The sequence below is a fragment of the Telluria sp. LT1R51-2 genome (assembly GCF_059685775.1).
The window spans coordinates 361371-380899 of sequence record NZ_JCASIM010000001.1 but is presented as its reverse complement, the minus strand read 5'-3'; the positions used below and the strand labels follow the sequence as shown (position 1 = coordinate 380899).

The following is a 19529-nucleotide window of genomic DNA, read 5'->3' as shown; positions in this document are numbered from 1 at the left end:
ATGCCGGCCTGATCAGCCGAACACGCCCTCGTCCGATCCGTCGCCATCGAAGAACCCGCTCGGCTCATCGCCATGGTTGCTGTCGGCCAGCGGATCGTCGGCCGCGTTCGGTTCATCGATGGCACCGATGCCCGCCTGGTCGGCCAGGGCGCCGCCGCTGTTCGTCTCGCCCGCACCATTGTCGGCCAGCAGATGATTGGCGCCACCTTCTGCGCCGCCGTGGGACCCACCATGATCGAGCAGATTGCCGATACCCTGGAACAGGAAACTACCCGCCGCCACACCGGCTGCCGTGGCCGCGATCGTGCCCAGCATGCCACCGCCGGCCCCGCCCAGGAAGCCGCCGCTGCGGGCTGGTGCTGCCGTACCCTGCCCTGCGCCTTGCGCCGGAGCCTGTGCTGATGACGGTGAATTGCTTTGCGCCGAGTTGCCCCACGTATTCGCGTCGAGGAACCCGCCGCTGCTTTTCGTGGTCTGACGTTCCAGCTCGGCGATGCGCGCCTTGGCATTGCCCAGCGCCTGCTCGACCAGCAGCGCGCGCTGCACCAGCAGGTAGGCTGCGTCCGGCTGCTCGGCCACGGCGCGCTGGATCAGCGCATCGGCTTGCGGATCTTTTGTCACGCCACGGGCCTGGACCAGCTGGCCCAGGAAGTCCTGCAAGGTTTTTTCGTCTGACGGGTTCATGATGGTCTCCGGTTGGAAGGTACGATATGCTTACATTGTGGGCCCGTTGTCGAAATTTCAAGCATCTTTGGATTGTCTTCGCTGTTCCGACCAACCGAACCGGGAGCGTGTCATGCCTTCCACTGTCGTCCCCTGCCTGCGTTACCACGATACCCCTGCCATGCTTGCCTGGCTGTGCACGAATTTCGGCTTCACGATACGGCGTTGCATCCCCGGCAGGCAGGGCGAAGTTGCGCACGCCGAGCTCACACTGGGCGATGGCATGGTGATGATCGGCACCCATACCGAAGATGACTATGGCCGCTTGCTGGCGACACCGGCACAGGCTGGCGGCTTGCTGACGCAAACGATCTGGCTCAACGTGGACGACGCCGACGCCGTGCATGCCCGCGTGCTCGGCAGTGGCGCAGTGATCACCCAGCCGATCGGCGACGCGCCGCAGGGCGGGCGCGCATTTGCCTGCCGCGATCTGGAAGGCCATCTGTGGCAGGTCGGCACCTACAATCCGTGGGACGCTGCCTGACTGGCTCGGCTTGGCGCTTGTTTGTTATGCTAGCGCCCTTGCGCCGCCTTCGTGATCGGGCGGCCCGTCATACTTAGGGAAAGCACATTATGGTTTCGCTGCAAGAGCAGTTACTCAAGGCCGGCCTGGTCGACAAGAAAAAGGTCAAACAGGTCACCCAGGCAAAAAGCAAACAGCACAAGCACGAGCTGCGCACGGGCGTGGAGTCGGTCAACGAGGCGCGCGAAGCGGCGCTCGAGCTGCAGCGCAAGAACGCCGAGCGTGCGCGCGAGCTGAACACGCAGCGCGATGCGGCTGCTGCGCAAAAAGCCATCCTGGCGCAGATCGCGCAGATGGTGCAGAAGAACAAGCAGCCCAAGGGCAAGGGCGACGTGCCCTACAACTTCACGTTCGGCACCAGGATCGAGCGTATCCACGTGACGTCGCAGATCGTCGAGCACCTGGTGGCAGGTCGACTGGTGATCGTGCACATGAACGGCAGCTTCGAGCTGGTGCCGCGCATCATCGGCGAAAAGATCGCCCAGCGCGATGCGTCGATCGTCGTGCAGATCAAGAAGAAAGTACAGGAAGTGGAAGAAGACGATCCGTACGCGGACTTCAAGATTCCGGACGATCTGATGTGGTGATAGTAGGTTGTAACGCGGTTATAACGCAGTTGGAACGGCGTTGCGACGCCGTTCCGGCACTGGATTACTTCTTGGTCTTGTCTTCAACGTCCTGAGTGGCGGTCCCGGTCCGGGTCGCGCTCGAGGTACGCTCGGTCTGCTTCTTCGGCTGACCCATGCCTGCCGCCGTGGTTTCCTGCTTGCTGCTGCCCTGGAAATCGGTCGAGACCGAGTTCGCGCTGTCTTCCGGCTCCGCTGCAGGGTTGGCGCGCTTGTCCGCGGTGCCCATCACCGGCGCTTTTTGCTGGGCGGCCCCTGCGTTGGCTGGCTGCGGCGTGGTCGGGGTGGTTTGGGCCGCGGCACTGGCCGCGATGACGACGCCACTAAGCAAGACGATCAATTTTTTCATAACAAGCTCCAAGTCAATGTGTATATATCATCACTTTGTGATCAACCTGGCGATTACAAGGGCTGATTGACCGAAGCTGCGATCATGGCGCGCAGACGTTTCCGCGCGCCATGAACATTTTCTTTCAGGACTGCAGGTCATGGCCCCCGAACGCATTCGGCAACTGCGCCGCTGCCGTGGTCTCGAACATCGCACCCGTCAGATTGGTCAGGATCACCGGCAATTCATTGCCACCCAATTCCAGGATCACTTGCCGGCAGGCGCCGCAGGGCGCGATCGGGCCTTCGGTCTGGCCGATGACGGCCAGCGCTGCGAAGTCACCCGGCTTGTAGCCGTTGGCAATGGCGCTGAAGAACGCCGTGCGCTCGGCGCAATTGCACAGGCCGTAGGCGGCATTTTCCACATTGCAGCCGCGGAAGATGCGGCCATCCTTGCATTCGAGCGCTGCCCCCACCTGGAAGTTGGAGTACGGCGCGTAGGCCAGCTCGCGCGCGGCGCGCGCTTCGTCGATCAGTTTTGTGTAGGTCATGGCGTTTCTTTCAAGGACGGACGATGCGGTGAATCATTGGCTCGGCAGCGGGCTGGGTGTCGCCGATCTGGTAAGCCGCCTGCACCTGGCGCACGGCGCGTTCAGCGGCCTCCGCGGAACGTGCATGCACCATTGCCAGCGGCTGGCCCACGGCGATCGGGTCGCGCAGTTCAACCAGGCCCGTCAGGCCCACGGCGAAGTCGATGGTGTCCTGCGGGCGCACACGACCGCCACCCAGCGCGACCACCGCCAGGCCCAGGCCACGGGTGTCGACCGAGACGGCGTAGCCGGCTTGGAGGGCCGGCGCAGGCACGATGACGGGCGCCGTTTCCAGGTGCGCGTCCGGCTTGTCCATCAGATCGGCCGGGCCGCCCAGCGCCGTGACCATGCGCGCAAAGCGCTCGGCTGCCTCGCCCGAGTCGAGCGCGGTCTGGAGTTTGACGCGCGCTTCGGCGTCCGTGCCTGCCAGGCCCGAAATGACCAGCATTTCGGCGCACAGCGCCATCGTGACTTCGTGCAGGCGTGCCGGGCGCGCCTTGCCGGTCAGGTAATCGATGGCGACGCGCACTTCCACTGCATTGCCGGCTGCATGGCACAGCGACTCGTTCATGCCGGTCAGGATGGCCGACGTGCGGGTGCCGGCGCCATTGCCGACGTTGACGATCGATTCGGCCAGTTCCAGCGATTTTTCGGGCGTCGGCATGAACGCGCCGCTGCCCACTTTCACGTCCATCACCAGCGCATCGAGACCCGCCGACAGCTTCTTCGACAGAATCGAGCCGGTGATCATCGCCACCGATTCGACGGTCGCCGTGGTGTCGCGGATGCTGTAGAAACGCTTGTCAGCCGGCGCCAGCTGGGCGGTCTGGCCGATGATGGCCACGCCGACGTCCTTGACGACACGGCGGAAGGTGTCCGGGTCAGGCACGGTGCTGTAGCCGGGGATCGCATCGAACTTGTCGAGCGTGCCACCGGTATGGCCCAGGCCCCGCCCCGAGATCATCGGCACGAAACCGCCGCAGGCCGCGATCATCGGGCCGAGCATCAGCGAGACGACGTCGCCGACGCCGCCGGTCGAGTGCTTGTCGACGACCGGGCCTGGGAGGTCCAGCGACTTCCACTCCATGACCCGGCCCGAGTCGCGCATCGCCAGCGTGAAGGCGACGCGTTCATCCATCGTCATGTCGTTGAAGTAGACCGCCATCGCCAGCGCGGCGATCTGGCCTTCGGTGACGCTGCCGTCAGGGATGCCGCGGACAAAAAACTGGATCTCTTCGGCCGACAGGATGCCGCCATCGCGTTTTTTGCGGATGATTTCTTGGGGGAGGAACATGGGGACGTCTCTATCAATTGTTGGCTTCAAAACGTCATTCCCGGCCTTGGCCGGGAATGACGTTGTTGTGGATTGGTGGTGTGTTACACGCCGTACGGGATCCAGACGTTCTTCACCTGGCTCGCATGCTGCAGCACGACACGGCCGCCAGCCTGCTTCGTATCGAACCAGTCGCGCCCTTTTGCGCCGCCGGTCCAGGTGCGCTTGAGGGTCTCGCTCGACAGGCGCTCGACTTCGGCACACCCCTCGGCAGAACCGTCATGGCGCCACACGGCATCGATCTCGCCATGCGAGGCCAGCGTGCGCGCCAGTTCGTCGCTTGATCCGGTGACGATATTGAGCGCGCCACCCGGCAGGTCCGACGTATCGAGCACCTGATACAGGTCGATCGCCGACAGCGGATACTGTTCCGACGGCACCGCCACCACGCGGTTGCCCAGTGCCAGCGCCGGTGCGACCAGCGAGATAAAGCCCAGCAGCGGGTTCTCGTTCGGGCACACGATGCCGATCACGCCCACTGGCTCGTTCAGTGCCACGGTGATGCCGTGCATCGGCGGCTGGTGCACCTGGCCGTCGTACTTGTCGGCCCATGCTGCCCAGTAGAACAGGCGCTCGACCGAGGCTGCCACTTCGCGCGCGGCGTCATTCGAGCCGGTCTGCTGCGCGATGCGCGCGGCGAATTCGTCGGCGCGGATCGCCAGGTTCTCGGCGATGTAGTACAGCACCTGCGCGCGGTTGTGCGCGGTGGCCTTGGCCCAGCCGGCGGCCTTGTGCGCCGCTTCGACCGCGTTGCGGATGTCCTTGCGGCTGCCTTCGCCGATATCGGCCAGGAACGCGCCGTTGGCGCCATTGATCGCACGGCTGTAGGCGCCGTCAGGGCGCGCCTGCTTGCCGCCGATGTACAGCTTGGCGGTGCGGTCGATCGCGAACGGGCTGTCGGCGTCCGTTGCTTTCACCGCGCCCTTGGCAGCAAACACCGGCGCGGCAGGCCGTGCATCTTCCGACAGCGGCGTCAGGTACTCATACATGCCTTCCTTGCCGCCTTCGCGGCCGTAGCCCGATTCCTTGTAGCCGCCAAAACCGCAGCCTGCATCGAACTGGTTCGCCGTGTTGATCCAGACCACGCCGGCCTTGATCTGCGGGACGACGTCCAGCGCCAGGCTGATCGACTCGCTCCAGACGCAGGCGGCCAGGCCGTAGACGGTATTGTTCGCCAGCTGGACCGCTTCGGCCGGGGTGCGGAAGCTCATCGCCACCAGCACCGGCCCGAAGATTTCGGCCTGCGCCACGGCGGCCGACGTCGATGCGCCCGTGATCAGGGTTGGCAGGTACCACGAACCTGCCGCCGACAGCTCGCCCGTCGGTTGCCAGACTTCGCAACCTTCGGCGCGGGCCGATTCCACCAGGCCGTGGATGCGCTGCTGCTGCACCGGGTCGACCAGTGCGCCGATATCGTTCGACTTGTCGAGCGGTGAACCGACACGCAGGGTTTCCATGCGCGCCTTGACCTTCTTGATGAAGCGGTCGTACACCGATTCCTGCACCAGCAGGCGCGAACCGGCGCAGCAGACCTGGCCCTGGTTGAACCAGATCGAGTCGACCAGGCCTTCGACGGCGGCGTCCAGATCGGCATCGTCGAACACGATGAACGGCGACTTGCCGCCCAGCTCGAGCGACAGCTTCTTGCCGCTGCCGGCGGTCGACTTGCGGATCAGGCGCCCGACTTCGGTCGAACCGGTGAACGCGATCTTGTCGATGCCCGGATGATTGACGATGGCCTCGCCCACGCGGCCGTCGCCCGTGACGATGTTGACGACACCAGCCGGCACGCCGGCGCGCTGGCAGAGTTCGGCAAACAGCAAGGCGGTCAGCGGCGTGTACTCGGCCGGCTTGAACACGACCGTGTTACCAGCGGCCAGCGCCGGCGCGATCTTCCACGCCAACATCAACAGTGGGAAATTCCACGGCACGATCTGGCCGACGACACCGACGGCGCGGTAGTCCGCGAATTCTTCGGCCTGCAGCTGCGCCCAGCCGGCGTGATGGTAGAAATGACGGGCCACGAGCGGCAGGTCGGCGTCGCGCGTTTCGCGGATCGTCTTGCCGTTGTCGAGCGTTTCGAGCACGGCAAACAGGCGCGCGTGCTTTTGCAGCAGGCGCGACAGCGCGTACATGATCTTGGCGCGGCCATGGCCACCCAGCGCGACCCAGCCCGGCTGCGCGCGGCGCGCGGCTGCCACGGCGCGTTCGACATCGTCGTTCGTCGCCTGCGTGACCTGCGCCAGTTCGACGCCATCGGCCGGATTGGTCGTGGCGAAGGTCTCGCCCGCATCGCTCCAGGCGTTGTCGATGAAGAGGCCAAAGCGGCGCTCGTGACCGTCCAGCCATGCTTGCGCTTCCTTGGTGGTCTCGAGAGCGGGGCCGTAGTCCATGGTCTGAAGAATCTCTTTAATTGTTGGCATGACGTATCCGGATTTAAGGTTGCGCGTGACGATGGGCGGCCGAGTAGTTCCCGGTCACGTAGTGCTCGAGCTGGCGTTCGATGTCGGTCAGCAGACTTGAAGCACCGATGCGGAACAGGTGCGGCTGCAGCCAGTCGTTGCCCAGTTCTTCCTTCATCACGGTCAGGTATTGCAGCGCCGACTTCGCCGTCGAGACGCCGCCGGCGGGCTTGTAGCCGACCTGAAAACCGGTCAGTTCGTGGTAGTCGCGAATCGCGCGCACCATCACCAGCGAGACCGGGATGGTGGCGTTCACGCCTTCCTTGCCGGTCGAGGTCTTGATGAAGTCCGCACCGGCCATCATGCAGACCCACGAAGCTTTTGCCACATTCTCCAGCGTGACCAGGTCACCGGTGGCCAGAATGGCTTTGACGTGCGCGTCGCCGCAGGCCTGGCGGTACGCCACCATCTCGTCGTACAGCGCCTGCCAGTTGCCCAGCAAGACGTGCTGGCGCGTGATGACGATGTCGATTTCGGTGGCGCCGGCAGCGACCGACAGTTCGATCTCGCGCAGCTTGGTTTCCATGCTCGACAGGCCGGCCGGGAAGGCCGTGGACACCGCGGCGATCGGCAAGCGGCCCTGCAACACCTTGACGGCCGGCGTGATCATCTCGTGATACACGCAGACGGCGCCCGTGCTCAGGGTCTCGAGACCCAGCGCGGCCATCAGATCGGCGCGCAGCGGGCGCATCGCCTTCATGCACAGGCGCTCGACGCGGCCCGGCGTGTCGTCGCCCGACAGCGTGGTCAGGTCCATGCACTCGATCGCGCGCACCAGCCACGCGGCCTGGTATTCCTTCTTCACCGTGCGGCGGTTCGCCAGGCTCGCGGCGCGGCGGTCGGCCGCGTTGCGATTGACCTTGAGACTGTTGATCAGGCCAAGGTCCAGGTCCATGGCGACGTTGCGTTTGAAGTCCAGCGGCTGGCTCATAGCTGTGCGATTCCGTTCGAAAGTGGTTTGACGCCGAGGTGTTTCGCCAGCGTGGCGCCGATGTCCGAGAAGGTGTCTGCCACTGGCAGTTCCTGCGGCGCGACGTTCGGGCCGAAGAAGATCATCGGGATGTGTTCGCGGGTGTGGTCCGAACCCGGCGCGGTCGGGTCGCACCCGTGGTCGGCGGTGAGTACGACCAGGTCGCCGTCCTTCAGCTTGGCCATGAATTCCGGCAGGCGCGCATCCAGTTCGTGCAGCGCGTTGGCGTAGCCGGCGACGTCGCGGCGGTGGCCGAAGTGCATGTCGAAGTCGACGAAGTTGACGAACGTGAGCGACTTGTCGCCCGCTTCGTCGGCTACTTCGAGCAGGCGGTCGAAGAGCGCCATATTGTCCGGGCCCTTGATCAGGCGCGTGACGCCCTGCCCTGCATAGATGTCGCTGATCTTGCCAAGCGCGAAGACGTCGCCGCCCGCATCCTTGACGTGGTCCAGCAGCGTCGGCGCGACCGGCGGCACCGCGTAGTCGTGGCGGTTCGACGTGCGCTTGTAGTCACCGTTGGCGCCCGTGAACGGACGCGCGATCACGCGGCCGATGTTGTACGGCTTGACCAGCTCATAGGCCGCTTCGCAGACGGCGTACAGGCGCTCCAGGCCGAAGTGCTCTTCGTGCGCGGCGATCTGCAGCACCGAGTCGGCCGACGTGTACAGGATCGGCTTGCCGCTGGCGACGTGTTCATCGCCGAAGTCGTTGATGACGGTGGTGCCCGAGGCGTGGCAGTTGGCCAGCCAGCCCGGCACGCCGGTCAACGCCTGCAGCTTGTCAGTGAGCTCTTGCGGGAACGACGGCACGGTCTTCGGGAAGTAGCCCCAGTCGAACAGCACCGGCACGCCGGCGATTTCCCAGTGGCCGCTCTGCGTGTCCTTGCCGGTCGACTGTTCGCGCGCGATGCCCCAGGCGCCGGTGAACCCGTCGCGCTGGCTGAAACCCGGCGCCCATTCGCCGCTGGCCTTGTGGCCGGCCGCGCCCAGGCCGAGGCGCTCGAGATTCGGCAGCGCCATCGGCTTGCCTTCTTTTGCGGCCCATTCGGCGATGTGGCCGAAGGTGTTGGCATCAAGGTCGCCGTATTTGTCGGCGTCGGGCAGCGCGCCCAGGCCGAAGGAGTCCAGCAGGAGGATGAATGCACGGGACATTGGATCGCTCGCTTTCGGTAAGTGTGATTAAGCGTCTGCGCGTGGGGTCGAACCAAGGCGCTCGATATACGCATGGATCAGCGTGACCATGTCCTTGGCCGCGATCGCCGCGTACTTCAGGGTCTGCTCGTGCGACAGCGCGAACGGCGACAGGCCTTCGGCCAGGTTGGTGATTGCCGACACCGCCGTCACTTTCAGGCCGCAGTGGCGCGCCGCGATCACTTCGGGGATCAGCGACATGCCGACGACATCGGCGCCCAGCGTCTTGAAGGCGCGGATTTCGGCGACGGTCTCGAAGTGCGGGCCGGCCGCGGCCAGGTACACGCCTTCGTTCAGCACGATGCCCTTTTCTTTCGCGACGGCCTTGACCTGCTCGCGCGTCTCGGCATCGTACGCATTGGACATGCTGAAGAAACGCGGGCCGAAGCGCTCGTCGTTCGGGCCCGACATCGGGCTGCCCGGCAAGAAGTTGATGTGGTCGGTAATTGCCACCAGCGAGCCGGCATCGGCTTCGATGTTCAGCGAGCCGGCGGCATTGGTCACGAACAGCAGTTCGCAGCCGATCTGCTTGAGGGTACGCACGGCGTTGGTCATCACGCCCGGGCCGTAGCCTTCGTAGAAGTGGCCGCGGCCCTTCATGCAGGCGACCGGCACGCCAGCCAGTTCGCCCAGCACCAGCTCACCGGCGTGGCCATGCACGGTGCTGATCGGGAAGCCCGGCAGGTCGGCGTAGCTGATCGAGACGGCGTCCGTCATCTGTTCGGCCAGCACACCCAGTCCGGAGCCAAGGATCAGCGCGACGCGCGGTGCGAAGCCCGGCTTGCGGGCGCGGATGATGTCGGCGGCGTCGAACGGGAGATTGCTGGACATGATATTCCTTGTGAAGTTCTGGTGAATCCGGGGGATGGGAGTGAGACTGGCGCGGCCTTGTCAGGCGCGGCGGCGTCTGGTCAGCTGAATATTATAACTATGCATGAATGCCGATATGTATGGCAAATACACTTTTTCTTCCCGATTTATATATTTTCGCGATAAATTAGCAGGGCCACGCCGACGTTGACGGCGCCATGACAAATGTCTAGCATTGCCTGACATAAGTTTAAATCAATCCACCGAGCGATGCCCAAAAAAGACCAGTTGTACGAGTTGATCCGCGCCAACCCGTTCATCTCACAGCAAGACCTGGCGGCCCAGCTGGGTCTGTCGCGTTCGGCCGTCGCCAATTACATCGCCACGCTCGTGCGCGAGCGGCGCATCCTCGGCCGCGCCTATGTGCTGCCGGATCACCGCCCCGTCGTCTGTATCGGCGCGTCGAACCTCGATCGCAAGCTGCGCTCGCTCGGTCCACTGGCCCTGGGCACATCCAATCCGGCACGCCAGACCGAATCGTTCGGCGGCGTGGCGCGCAATATCGCCGAGAACCTCGCGCGCCTGGGCGCCCCCACAAGCCTCATCACTGCAGTTGGCCCGGACGCCTCGGGCCGCGCGCTGCTCGCGCATGCCGACGAAGCGGGCATCGACACGCGCAGCGTGCTGCTGGTCGACGGCGCGGCCAGCGGCACTTACACGGCGGTGCTCGATGAAGATGGCGAGATGCGTGTCGCGCTGGCCGACATGGCGATCAACGACGCACTTACGCCCGCGTTCTTCGCCAGCCGCGCGCCGCAGCGCGCCGGCGCCGCCCTGATCGTGGCCGACCTGAACCTGCCGCAGGATGCCGTGGCCGGATTGCTGGGCGACGCGCTGGCGGGCGGCGTGCCGATGGTCGTCGTCGCCGTATCCGAACCGAAGATCAACCGCCTGCCGCGCGACCTGCGCGGCCTGCGCCTGTTGATCCTGAACCTGGGCGAACTGGCAGAACGCGCCGGCCGCGCGATGGACAGCGAGGCCGCGATCGCGCGCGCCTGCCTTGATCTGCAGGCCGACGGCGCGCAGGACGTGATCGTCACGCGCGGCGCCCAGGGCGTCATGTTCACGACGCCCGATGGCCTGCGCAGCCTGGCCGCACCGGCCGTCGACGTGGTCGATGTCACCGGCGCCGGCGACGCGTTTGCCGCCGCCGTCTGCTGGAGCCTGTACAGCGGCGCCACCTCGCTCGACCTGGCCTGCCGCCGCGGCCTGGCCTTATCCGCCATGACCATCGGTTGCGCGCAGACCGTCTGCCCGCAACTTGCGCCCGGCCTGCTCGATGAACCGGCCGACCGCCAACTCCTTATGACTGATTAACCAGAGACCTCCCATGCACAACTTCCTCCTGCTCTCGCCCGAAGTGGCGGCCGCCCGCACCGCCGGCAAACCGATCGTCGCCCTCGAGTCGACCATCATCTCGCACGGCATGCCGTACCCGCAGAACGTGCGCACCGCGCGCGAAGTCGAGCAGATCATCCGTGACGCCGGCGCCGTGCCGGCCACGATCGCCGTCATCGCCGGCAAGATTTGCATCGGCCTGTCGGACGAGCAGCTCGAACTGCTCGGCTCCTCGCCCGACGCGATGAAAGTGAGCCGGCGCGACCTGGCGTACGTGCTGGCCCAGGCGCGCCTGGGCGCAACCACCGTCGCTGCGACGATGATCTGCGCGCAGCTGGCCGGCATCGAAGTCTTCGTCACCGGCGGCATTGGCGGCGTGCACCGCGGCGCCGAAACGAGCTTCGACATCTCGGCCGACCTGCAGGAACTGGCGCAGACCAGCGTGGCGGTCGTCTGCGCCGGCGTCAAATCGATCCTCGACATTGGCCTGACGCTCGAATACCTCGAAACGCACGGCGTGCCGGTGCTGAGCGTCGGCCAGCCGGGCTTTCCCGCTTTCTTCACGCGCGAGAGCGGCTTCCAGGCCGACTTCCAGATCGACTCCCCCGAAGACCAGGCAGCGTTCATCCGCACCAAGTGGCAGCTCGGCCTGGCGGGCGGCGTCGTGGTGAGCAATCCGGTGCCGGCCGATGCGGCGATGGCGCCCGCCGAGATCGACGCGATCATCACGCAGGCGCTGGGCGAAGCGGCCAGCCAGAACGTCACGGGCAAGAAGGTCACGCCGTTCCTGCTGGGCCGCATCAAGGAGCTGACGGAGGGCCGCAGCCTGGCCACCAATATCGCACTGGTCAAGAACAACGCGCTGATCGGCGCGCGCCTGGCCGTGGCGCTGAACCACCGCGCGGCCTGAGTCGTCAGCGTAGCCGCCCATGTCGATCGACCTGAAACAACTGAAGTACTTCCTGGCGGTGGCTGAAGAGAAAAGCTTCAGCCGCGCCGCCGAGCGCCTGCACATTTCGCAGCCGCCGCTGTCGCAGCAGATCATGAAGCTCGAAAGCGAATTGGGCGTGCGCCTGTTTACCCGCACCACGCGCAGCTTCGAGCTGACCGTGGCCGGGCGCGCGCTGATGGTCGAGGCGGCCGACCTGCTGGGCCGGATGCGCATGACGATCGATACCATCCGCCAGATCGACCGCGGCCAGGTGGGCCGGCTGCGCGTGGGCATCGTCGGCTCGGCGATGTGGGGGCCGATCCCTGGCCTGCTCGAACGCTTTCAGACGGATTTCCCGCGCGTGACGTGGACGATCCACGAACTGGGGCCGAATGACCAGTGGGAGGCGCTGCGCAACAAGCAGATCGACGTGGGCTTCTGGCGCGAGCCACGCATCGAACCGGACGTGCTGAAAGCGGCCAACCTGCGCCAGGAGCTGTGCTTCAAGGAGCAGTTCTGCGTGGCCGTCAATGCACGCCACCCGCTGGCGGGGCGCGACGCGATCTCGCTGCTCGACATCGCCGGCGAGCCGATGCTGACGCTGCACCTGGACCAGTCGGCCGAGCCGCGCTACCTGATGCAATGCTGCGTGAATGCGGGCTTCGAGCCGACCATTTTCCAGGAAGCGGCCGAGCCGCAGACGCTGCTGGCGATGGTCGGCGCCGGCCTGGGCGTGGCCCTGATGCCGGAAACGACGAGCCGCATCGGCTGGCCGGGGGTGCGCTTCCTGCCAATTAACGAACATGCGCCGTCGGCCAACCTGTATATCAGTTATCCGGCGCAGGACGATGCGCCGGTCGTGCGGGCGTTTTTGAAAATCCTTTTCCCCGATCCACCAACCTTGTGAACAATCGAACCGTGATTGTCCCGCCATGTATTGCCTTTTTGCATGCATGTGTATAATTTCTAGGCAGGAAACTACGCACGATTGAGGCCAATTAATTATTTTTTAACTTTGGGTCCGGTATGATAGTTATCAAGACCATCAATTTTCCAGAGGAGCTCGTATGACTACAGCAACGCCGCGCTACGACGGGCTCCGCCTGAAAAAATTCGACGACGCCGTGTTCGATGACATCGACACGCTGCGCTCGGCGATCGACGACCGCATTGAACAACTATTGAGCGCGAACGGCCAGTCTGACAGCCTGGCCAAGGCCATGCGTACGTCGGCCCTGTCGGCCGGCAAGCGCATGCGGCCGCTGCTGGTCATGCTGGTGGCGCGCGACCTCGGCTGCGCCTCGCCTGCCCTGATCGACGTGGCCTGCTCGGTCGAACTGGTGCACGCGGCGTCGCTGATCCTCGACGACCTGCCATGCATGGACGACGCCAGCCTGCGCCGCGGGAAACCGGCGATCCACATCCAGTTTGGCCAGGATGTTGCCATCCTGGCCTCGGTGGCCCTCCTCAGCCGCGCCTTTGGCGTGCTGTCGCAATCCCAGGATATCCAGCCGGCCACCCGTGCGCGCCTGGTCGCGACGCTGGCGCAGACGGTGGGCGACCAGGGGCTTGTACGCGGCCAGTTCGAAGACCTGCACGGCGGCGCCCGCTCGCCCGAGGCGATTGCCACCACCAATGAACTCAAGACCGGCCTGCTGCTGGGCGTTGCCGTCGACATGGCATCGATCATGTGCCATGCCGACGAGAGCGTGTCGCAGCAGCTGCGCGCCTTTGCGCTGGCAGCCGGCCAGGCATTCCAGATCAAGGATGACTTCCTCGATGGCGCGGGCAATGACAGCGCCATCACGGGCAAGGACACCGGCAAGGACATCGGCAAGGCCACCCTGATCAACACGCTCGGCTTCGACGAAGCGCAGCGCCGCCTGTCGGCCTGCCTGATCGAGGCCGACCGCTGTCTGGGCGCCGCCATTGGCGGCAAGGGCCGCACGCGGCACTTCATGGGCGCGCTGTTCGCCAAGGAAGCCAAGGGCGCGCGCTTCATCGCCGAACCTGCCAAGCCGCGCGAACTGCGCCCGAGTCCCCAGCTGGCCGAGTTGCGCCTGAACTGAATTCTCCTGATCTGACCAACCTTCGCATGACGCACTTCGCGGTCGTGGCTCCGGCCCTGTATAGCCACTTCAACACGCTGATGGTGCTGGCGCGCGAACTCGTCACGCGCGGCCACCGCGTCACGTTCATCCATCGCCCGGACGCGGCCGCCTATGTCAAGGATGCGCGCGTCGGCTTTCACGCCATTGGCGCGACAACCCATCCGGCCGGCTCGCTGCCTGCGATGCTCGCACGTGTGGCCAATCCCGGCAGCCCGCTGGGCCTGCGCCGCGTGATCCTCGACATGGCGGCCAGCACCGAGATGCTGTGCCGCGAACTGCCGGCGGCGCTTAAGGCGCTGCAGGTCGACTGCGTGCTGGCAGACCAGATGGAAGCGGCCGGCGGCATGGTGGCCGAAAGCATCGGCATGCCGTTTATTTCGATCGCATGCGCCCTGCCCGTCAACCGCGAGCCGGGCATTCCGCTGCCGGTGATGCCGTTCGTCTACGAAGACAGCGAGCGCGCCTTCAAGATCGTCGAAGGCAGCACGCGCGTGTATGACTGGATGATGGGCCCGCACCACCGCGCGATCGCGGCACAAGCACAACGCCTTGGCCTGCCACCACGCAGCATGCTGCACGAATGCCTGTCGCCGCTGGCGCAGATCGCGCAGATCGTGCCGGGCTTCGATTTCCCGCGCCGCGAACTGCCGGCACACTTCCACCATGTCGGGCCGCTGCACGCGGCCAATGTGGCGCCAGCCTTGACCCCGGAAGAACTGGCGCCGTTCCTGCCACCAGCCTCCGGCACGCGCCCGTTCATCTACGCGTCGCTCGGCACGCTGGTGAGCGACCGCTATCCGCTCTTCAAGCGCATCGCCAAGGCCTGCAAGCAGCTTGATGCCGACCTGTTGATCGCGCACTGCGGCGGGTTGAATACCGCGCAGGTGCGCGCGCTCGAAGCCATCGGCAGCACGCGCGTGCATGCCTACGTGCCGCAACTGGCCGTCTTGGCGCGCGCCGATGCGATCGTCTCGCATGCGGGTGCGAACACCATCATGGAAGCGGTGGCGGCGCGTACGCCAATCCTGGCGCTGCCGATTGCCTTCGACCACCCGGGCGGGGCCGCGCGCGTCGAGTACAGCGGTGTTGGCCTGCGCGCCTCGCCGCGCATGAGCAGCGTGGCCGACCTGGTGCGCAAGCTGCGCCGGCTGCTGGCCGAGCCGGATTTCGCTGCACGCATGGCCCCGCTGTCCGACGCGATCCGCGTTGCCGGCGGCGCGCCGCGCGCAGCCGACATCATCGAGACCGCACTGCACCTGCCGACGGCGGTGGCCAGCCATGGATGAGCGCAGCAACGGTGAGCGCGCCAGCATCGACCACGACCTGATCCTGGTCGGCGGCGGCCTGGCCAACAGCCTGATCGCCTGGCGCCTGAAGAGCGAGCGCCCCGAACTGCGCATCCTGCTGCTCGAGCAGGGCCGGCACCTGGGCGGCAACCATACCTGGTCATTCCACGACAGCGACCTGACGGCGGCCCAGCTGCGCTGGATCGCGCCCCTCGTTTCGCACCGCTGGCCGGGCTACGACGTCGTGTTTCCCGAACACGCGCGCGCCCTGAATGGCGGTTACGCCAGCATTGCCTCGCCCGATTTTGCGCGCACGATCGAAGCCGCTCTCGGCCCGCTGCTGCGCACCGGCGTGCGGATCGACGCCGTCACGCCCACGAGCGTGCGCCTGGCCGATGGCACGCTGCTGCATGCGCACGCCGTCATCGACGGACGCGGCCCCAGCGCCAGCCCGCATCTGGCGCTGGGCTACCAGACCTTTCTGGGCCAGGAAGTGCGCCTGCACGCGCCGCACGGTTTGACGCAGCCGGTGATCATGGACGCGAGCGTGGCCCAGCAAGGCGGTTACCGCTTCGTGTATCTGCTGCCGTTCGGCCCCGACCGCGTGCTGATCGAAGACACCCATTACGTCGACAGCGCTGTCTGGGAACCGGAGCGGCTGCGCGCCAACATCGCGGCCTACGCCGCCGGGCGCGGCTGGCAGATCCGCGACGTGCTGCGCGAAGAACAGGGCTCGTTGCCGATCGTGCTGGCGGGCGACTTCGACCGCTTCTGGGCTGCGCTGGACGGCCAGCCCACCGTCGGCCTGCGCGCCGGCCTGTTTCACCAGACCACCGGCTATTCGCTGCCCGTGGCCGTGCGCCTGGCTGAACGTATCGCGGCCCTGCCCGACCTGGCAGCGCCATTTGCGGCACAATCACTGTTTGCCGCGATTCGCGCCGAGGCGCGCGAGGAGTGGCGGCGCCAGGGCTTTTTCCGCATGCTCAACCGCATGCTGTTCATGGCCGGCAGCCCCGACCACCGCTGGCATGTGATGCAACGCTTTTACCGCCTGGGCGCGCCAATGATCGTGCGCTTTTACGCCGGCCGCCTGACATTCGCCGACAAGCTGCGCCTGTTGACCGGCAAGCCGCCGGTCCCGGTCATGGAAGCCTTCGTCGCCGTCCGCAAGACACAACCCCATCAGATCAGGAATCCCGAATGAACCAGATGAAAATCGAACCCAAGCGCGCCGTCGTGATCGGCGCCGGCTTCGGTGGCCTGGCCCTGGCCATCCGGCTGCAGGCCGGCGGCACGCAGACCACCCTGCTCGAAAAACGCGACAAGCCGGGCGGCCGCGCCTATGTCTACGAAGACCAGGGTTTTACCTTCGACGCCGGCCCCACCGTCATCACGGATCCAACCGCGATCGAGGAACTCTTCACGCTGTGCGGCAAGAAGATCGGCGACTATGTCGAGATGCTGCCGGTCACGCCGTTCTACCGCCTGTGCTGGGAAGACGGCACCTTCTTCGACTACGCGAACGACCAGGAAGCGCTCGACCGCCAGATCCATGCCATGAACCCGGCTGACGTGGCCGGCTACCAGCGCTTTCTCGCCTATTCGAAAGCCGTGTTCGACGAGGGCTACCTGAAGCTGGGCGCGGTGCCGTTCCTGTCGTTCCGCGACATGATCAACGCCGGCCCGAAACTGGCGCGCCTCGAAGCATGGAAGAGCGTCTACAGCATGGTCTCGCGTTTCGTGAAGAACGAGCACCTGCGCCAGGCCTTCTCGTTCCATTCGCTGCTGGTGGGCGGCAATCCATTCGCCACCAGCTCGATCTACACGCTGATCCACGCGCTGGAACGGCGCTGGGGCGTCTGGTTCCCGCGCGGCGGCACCGGTGCACTCGTCAATGGTCTGGTGCGCCTGTTCCAGGACATGGGCGGCAAGCTCGAACTGAACGCCCCCGTGGCGCGCATCGAAACCGTCGGCAACCTGGCCAGCGGCGTGCGACTGGAAGATGGTCGCTGGTTCCCGGCCGACGCCGTTGCGTCGAATGCCGACGTCGTGCACACGTATGCCAACCTGCTGAGCAACCACGGTCGCGGCAGCAGCCAGGGCGAAGCGCTGCGCAAGAAGCGCTGGAGCAATTCGCTGTTCGTGATCTACTTCGGCCTGAACAAGCACCATGAGCAGCTGCAGCACCACACGGTCTGCTTTGGCGCGCGCTACAAAGACCTGATCACCGAGATCTTCAAGAGCGACAAGCTGGCCGACGACTTTTCGCTGTACCTGCACGCGCCGTGCGTGACCGACCCGTCGCTGGCGCCACCGGGCTGCGGCAGCCACTACGTGCTCGCGCCAGTGCCGCACCTGGGCAATGCGCCGATCGACTGGGACGTCGAAGGGCCGCGCTACCGCGACCGCATCTTCGACTACCTCGAGAAGCGCTACATGCCGGGCCTGCGCAGCCAGCTGGTCACGAGCCGCATCTTCACGCCGAACGACTTCCGCGATGAGCTCAATGCGCACGTGGGTTCGGCCTTCTCGCTCGAGCCGATCCTGACGCAAAGCGCCTGGTTCCGCCCGCACAACCGCGACGCCGAACTGCCGAACCTGTACCTGGTCGGCGCCGGCACCCACCCGGGCGCGGGCGTGCCGGGCGTGATCGGTTCGGCCAAGGCCACGGCCGGCCTGATGCTCGAAGGTGTCAACGCGGGAGCGCACGCCGGAGGGCTGCGATGACGACAGAGGCTGGCCAGAACCTGATGGCGCACGCGACCCAGACCATCGAGGTCGGGTCGAAGAGCTTTGCAGCGGCCGCCAAGCTGTTCCCGCCGGCCACGCGGCGCGCCGTGCTGATGCTGTATGCGTGGTGCCGCCACTGCGACGATGTCGTCGATGGCCAGGAACTGGGTTTTGCCAGCGCCCCGGTGGTGCAGGCCACGCACAATGCGCCGTTCGAACTCGACCGGCTGTACGACAACACCCGCCGCGCCTACGAGGGCGAGCCGATGCGCGACCCGGCCTTTGCCGCGTTCCAGGAAGTGGCCCTGGGCCACGCGATCGCGCCGCGCTATGCGTACGATCACCTGGCCGGCTTTGCGATGGACGTCAACGAAGCGCGCTACCGCACGATCGACGACACGCTGCGCTACTGCTACCACGTGGCCGGCGTCGTCGGGCTGATGATGGCGTCGATCATGGGCGCGCGCGACGAAGCGGTGCTCGACCGGGCCTGCGATCTGGGCCTCGCGTTCCAGCTGACGAATATCGCGCGCGACATCATCGACGACGCCGCCATCGGCCGTTGCTACGTGCCGGACGCGTGGCTGATCGAGGCGGGCATCCAGCCGGATCTGGTCGCGCTGCCGCGCCACCGCGCTGCGCTGGCGACAGTGGCTGCGCGCCTGGTGGACCATGCGGAGCCATACTACGCGTCGGCGTCAATTGGTTTGGCGGCGTTGCCGCTGCGCTCGGCGTGGGCGATTGCCACGGCGCGCAATGTGTATCGGCAGATCGGTGTGGAAGTAAAACGGCGCGGACCGCGCGCGTGGGACAAGCGGGTCGGCACGTCGAAGGCGACCAAGCTGCGCCTGCTCGCGCTGGGCGGGCTGCAGGCGCTGGCCTCGCGTTTTGGGTCTAGTCGCGAGCTGCCGGTGCGGCGTGGTCTGTGGCAGCGGCCTGGCCGCGCGGCCCCCGCAGCTGGTTCTGCTGGGCCTGCAACTGCTGCTTGAGTTTGGTGACGGGCGGCGCGTACAAAAAGCCGAACGACACGGCGCCCTCTTTGCCCTCGACCGCGTGGTGCATGCGGTGGGCCTGGTACAGGCGCTTGAAGTAGCCGCTGCGCGGTACGTAGCGGAACGGCCAGCGCTGGTGCACCAGGCCATCGTGGGCGATGAAGTACAGCAGGCCGTAGCCGGTCATGCCGGCGCCGATCCATTCGATGCGCCCGTAGCCGCGCGTGCCGAACCAGATCAGGGCGATGGCGATGCCGGCAAAGACGACGGCGTACAGGTCGTTCTTTTCGAACCAGCCGGTGCGCGGCTCGTGGTGCGAGCGATGCCAGCCCCAGCCGAAGCCGTGCATGATGTACTTGTGCGCGACGATGGAAAACAATTCCATGAAGGCGATGGTGGCGATAACGATGAGCGCGTTGAGCAGCATAATGAAGTAAGCGCCTAGATGGGGTGGCGGGCATGGAAGCGGATGCCGACAGCCTAACATGCGACCGCCGCGCACGGTAGCGGGACGGTTGCGCAGCCAT

At 65.9% G+C, this 19529-nt stretch carries 19 protein-coding genes; 10 read left to right on the top strand and 9 right to left on the bottom strand.

Annotated features, from left to right (window positions below; genetic code table 11):
• Positions 1-12: 12 nt before the first annotated feature.
• A complete protein-coding gene (locus AC56LH_RS01765) occupies positions 13-684 on the bottom strand; it encodes a DUF2076 family protein (protein WP_499643507.1) in 672 nt (223 codons plus the stop codon).
• Positions 685-796: 112 nt separating this feature from the next.
• Here AC56LH_RS01765 and AC56LH_RS01760 point away from each other — a divergent pair, with 112 nt between their 5' ends.
• Both AC56LH_RS01760 and AC56LH_RS01755 read left to right on the top strand, forming a co-directional pair.
• On the top strand, positions 797-1207 hold the full coding sequence (locus AC56LH_RS01760; RefSeq protein WP_499643505.1) for a VOC family protein: 411 nt from the start codon (positions 797-799) through the stop codon (positions 1205-1207).
• Positions 1208-1296: 89 nt separating this feature from the next.
• Positions 1297-1833 (top strand): DUF2058 domain-containing protein, encoded by a 537-nt coding sequence (locus AC56LH_RS01755; protein ID WP_499643503.1) that lies wholly within the window; start codon positions 1297-1299, stop codon positions 1831-1833.
• Between the two features lie 64 nt (positions 1834-1897).
• Here the strand turns inward: AC56LH_RS01755 and AC56LH_RS01750 are convergent, their stop codons facing one another.
• The 7 genes from AC56LH_RS01750 to xapA all read right to left on the bottom strand — a co-directional run bounded on the left by AC56LH_RS01750 (position 1898) and on the right by xapA (position 9575).
• Complete coding sequence (locus AC56LH_RS01750; RefSeq protein WP_499643501.1) at positions 1898-2221, bottom strand: hypothetical protein; 324 nt, start codon at positions 2219-2221, stop codon at positions 1898-1900.
• A gap of 124 nt (positions 2222-2345) precedes the next feature.
• Entirely contained in the window at positions 2346-2750 is a 405-nt protein-coding gene (locus tag AC56LH_RS01745) for a cytidine deaminase (protein ID WP_499643499.1), read from the bottom strand.
• Between the two features lie 10 nt (positions 2751-2760).
• The gene (gene deoA, locus AC56LH_RS01740; protein ID WP_499643497.1) at positions 2761-4083 is read right to left on the bottom strand and encodes a thymidine phosphorylase; all 1323 of its coding nucleotides are present in this window, start codon (positions 4081-4083) and stop codon (positions 2761-2763) included.
• 83 nt (positions 4084-4166) lie between these two features.
• A complete protein-coding gene (locus AC56LH_RS01735) occupies positions 4167-6545 on the bottom strand; it encodes an aldehyde dehydrogenase family protein (RefSeq protein WP_499643495.1) in 2379 nt (792 codons plus the stop codon).
• A 13-nt stretch (positions 6546-6558) separates the two neighbouring features.
• A complete protein-coding gene (gene deoC, locus AC56LH_RS01730) occupies positions 6559-7515 on the bottom strand; it encodes a deoxyribose-phosphate aldolase (protein ID WP_499453613.1) in 957 nt (318 codons plus the stop codon).
• Positions 7512-8705, bottom strand: a complete 1194-nt coding sequence (locus AC56LH_RS01725; RefSeq protein ID WP_499643492.1) for a phosphopentomutase — start codon at positions 8703-8705, stop codon at positions 7512-7514. The genes deoC and AC56LH_RS01725 overlap by 4 nt, the downstream gene beginning before the upstream one ends.
• Positions 8706-8732: 27 nt before the next feature.
• Positions 8733-9575, bottom strand: a complete 843-nt coding sequence (xapA, locus tag AC56LH_RS01720; protein ID WP_258836453.1) for a xanthosine phosphorylase — start codon at positions 9573-9575, stop codon at positions 8733-8735.
• Between the two features lie 249 nt (positions 9576-9824).
• Here xapA and AC56LH_RS01715 point away from each other — a divergent pair, with 249 nt between their 5' ends.
• The 8 genes from AC56LH_RS01715 (at position 9825) to crtB (ending at position 18999) form a co-directional block, all read left to right on the top strand.
• Positions 9825-10931, top strand: a complete 1107-nt coding sequence (locus tag AC56LH_RS01715; protein ID WP_499643491.1) for a carbohydrate kinase — start codon at positions 9825-9827, stop codon at positions 10929-10931.
• A gap of 13 nt (positions 10932-10944) precedes the next feature.
• The gene (locus AC56LH_RS01710; RefSeq protein ID WP_499643489.1) at positions 10945-11862 is read left to right on the top strand and encodes a pseudouridine-5'-phosphate glycosidase; all 918 of its coding nucleotides are present in this window, start codon (positions 10945-10947) and stop codon (positions 11860-11862) included.
• Positions 11863-11881: 19 nt separating this feature from the next.
• Positions 11882-12790: a LysR family transcriptional regulator gene (locus AC56LH_RS01705; protein ID WP_499643487.1), complete on the top strand. Its 909-nt coding sequence runs from the start codon at positions 11882-11884 to the stop codon at positions 12788-12790.
• A 160-nt stretch (positions 12791-12950) separates the two neighbouring features.
• Positions 12951-13952 (top strand): polyprenyl synthetase family protein, encoded by a 1002-nt coding sequence (locus tag AC56LH_RS01700; RefSeq protein WP_499643485.1) that lies wholly within the window; start codon positions 12951-12953, stop codon positions 13950-13952.
• A 26-nt stretch (positions 13953-13978) separates the two neighbouring features.
• Positions 13979-15280 (top strand): glycosyltransferase, encoded by a 1302-nt coding sequence (locus AC56LH_RS01695; protein ID WP_499643483.1) that lies wholly within the window; start codon positions 13979-13981, stop codon positions 15278-15280.
• Complete coding sequence (gene crtY / locus AC56LH_RS01690) at positions 15273-16484, top strand: lycopene beta-cyclase CrtY (RefSeq protein WP_499643481.1); 1212 nt, start codon at positions 15273-15275, stop codon at positions 16482-16484. The genes AC56LH_RS01695 and crtY overlap by 8 nt, the downstream gene beginning before the upstream one ends.
• Positions 16481-18007: a phytoene desaturase gene (locus AC56LH_RS01685; RefSeq protein WP_499643479.1), complete on the top strand. Its 1527-nt coding sequence runs from the start codon at positions 16481-16483 to the stop codon at positions 18005-18007. Before crtY ends, AC56LH_RS01685 begins: the two co-directional genes overlap by 4 nt.
• Entirely contained in the window at positions 18004-18999 is a 996-nt protein-coding gene (crtB, locus tag AC56LH_RS01680; protein ID WP_499643478.1) for a 15-cis-phytoene synthase CrtB, read from the top strand. Before AC56LH_RS01685 ends, crtB begins: the two co-directional genes overlap by 4 nt.
• Here crtB and AC56LH_RS01675 read toward each other — a convergent pair.
• On the bottom strand, positions 18905-19429 hold the full coding sequence (locus tag AC56LH_RS01675; RefSeq protein ID WP_183557398.1) for a sterol desaturase family protein: 525 nt from the start codon (positions 19427-19429) through the stop codon (positions 18905-18907). The two genes, crtB and AC56LH_RS01675, sit on opposite strands and share 95 nt — an antisense overlap.
• Positions 19430-19529: the final 100 nt, after the last annotated feature.

Coding starts and splice junctions, on each gene's coding strand:
- AC56LH_RS01765 (WP_499643507.1), bottom strand. CDS start 684: ATGAACCCGTCAGACGAAAAAACCTTGCAGGACTTCCTGGGCCAGCTG.
- AC56LH_RS01760 (WP_499643505.1), top strand. CDS start 797: ATGCCTTCCACTGTCGTCCCCTGCCTGCGTTACCACGATACCCCTGCC.
- AC56LH_RS01755 (WP_499643503.1), top strand. CDS start 1,297: ATGGTTTCGCTGCAAGAGCAGTTACTCAAGGCCGGCCTGGTCGACAAG.
- AC56LH_RS01750 (WP_499643501.1), bottom strand. CDS start 2,221: ATGAAAAAATTGATCGTCTTGCTTAGTGGCGTCGTCATCGCGGCCAGT.
- AC56LH_RS01745 (WP_499643499.1), bottom strand. CDS start 2,750: ATGACCTACACAAAACTGATCGACGAAGCGCGCGCCGCGCGCGAGCTG.
- deoA (WP_499643497.1), bottom strand. CDS start 4,083: ATGTTCCTCCCCCAAGAAATCATCCGCAAAAAACGCGATGGCGGCATC.
- AC56LH_RS01735 (WP_499643495.1), bottom strand. CDS start 6,545: ATGCCAACAATTAAAGAGATTCTTCAGACCATGGACTACGGCCCCGCT.
- deoC (WP_499453613.1), bottom strand. CDS start 7,515: ATGAGCCAGCCGCTGGACTTCAAACGCAACGTCGCCATGGACCTGGAC.
- AC56LH_RS01725 (WP_499643492.1), bottom strand. CDS start 8,705: ATGTCCCGTGCATTCATCCTCCTGCTGGACTCCTTCGGCCTGGGCGCG.
- xapA (WP_258836453.1), bottom strand. CDS start 9,575: ATGTCCAGCAATCTCCCGTTCGACGCCGCCGACATCATCCGCGCCCGC.
- AC56LH_RS01715 (WP_499643491.1), top strand. CDS start 9,825: ATGCCCAAAAAAGACCAGTTGTACGAGTTGATCCGCGCCAACCCGTTC.
- AC56LH_RS01710 (WP_499643489.1), top strand. CDS start 10,945: ATGCACAACTTCCTCCTGCTCTCGCCCGAAGTGGCGGCCGCCCGCACC.
- AC56LH_RS01705 (WP_499643487.1), top strand. CDS start 11,882: ATGTCGATCGACCTGAAACAACTGAAGTACTTCCTGGCGGTGGCTGAA.
- AC56LH_RS01700 (WP_499643485.1), top strand. CDS start 12,951: ATGACTACAGCAACGCCGCGCTACGACGGGCTCCGCCTGAAAAAATTC.
- AC56LH_RS01695 (WP_499643483.1), top strand. CDS start 13,979: ATGACGCACTTCGCGGTCGTGGCTCCGGCCCTGTATAGCCACTTCAAC.
- crtY (WP_499643481.1), top strand. CDS start 15,273: ATGGATGAGCGCAGCAACGGTGAGCGCGCCAGCATCGACCACGACCTG.
- AC56LH_RS01685 (WP_499643479.1), top strand. CDS start 16,481: ATGAACCAGATGAAAATCGAACCCAAGCGCGCCGTCGTGATCGGCGCC.
- crtB (WP_499643478.1), top strand. CDS start 18,004: ATGACGACAGAGGCTGGCCAGAACCTGATGGCGCACGCGACCCAGACC.
- AC56LH_RS01675 (WP_183557398.1), bottom strand. CDS start 19,429: ATGCTGCTCAACGCGCTCATCGTTATCGCCACCATCGCCTTCATGGAA.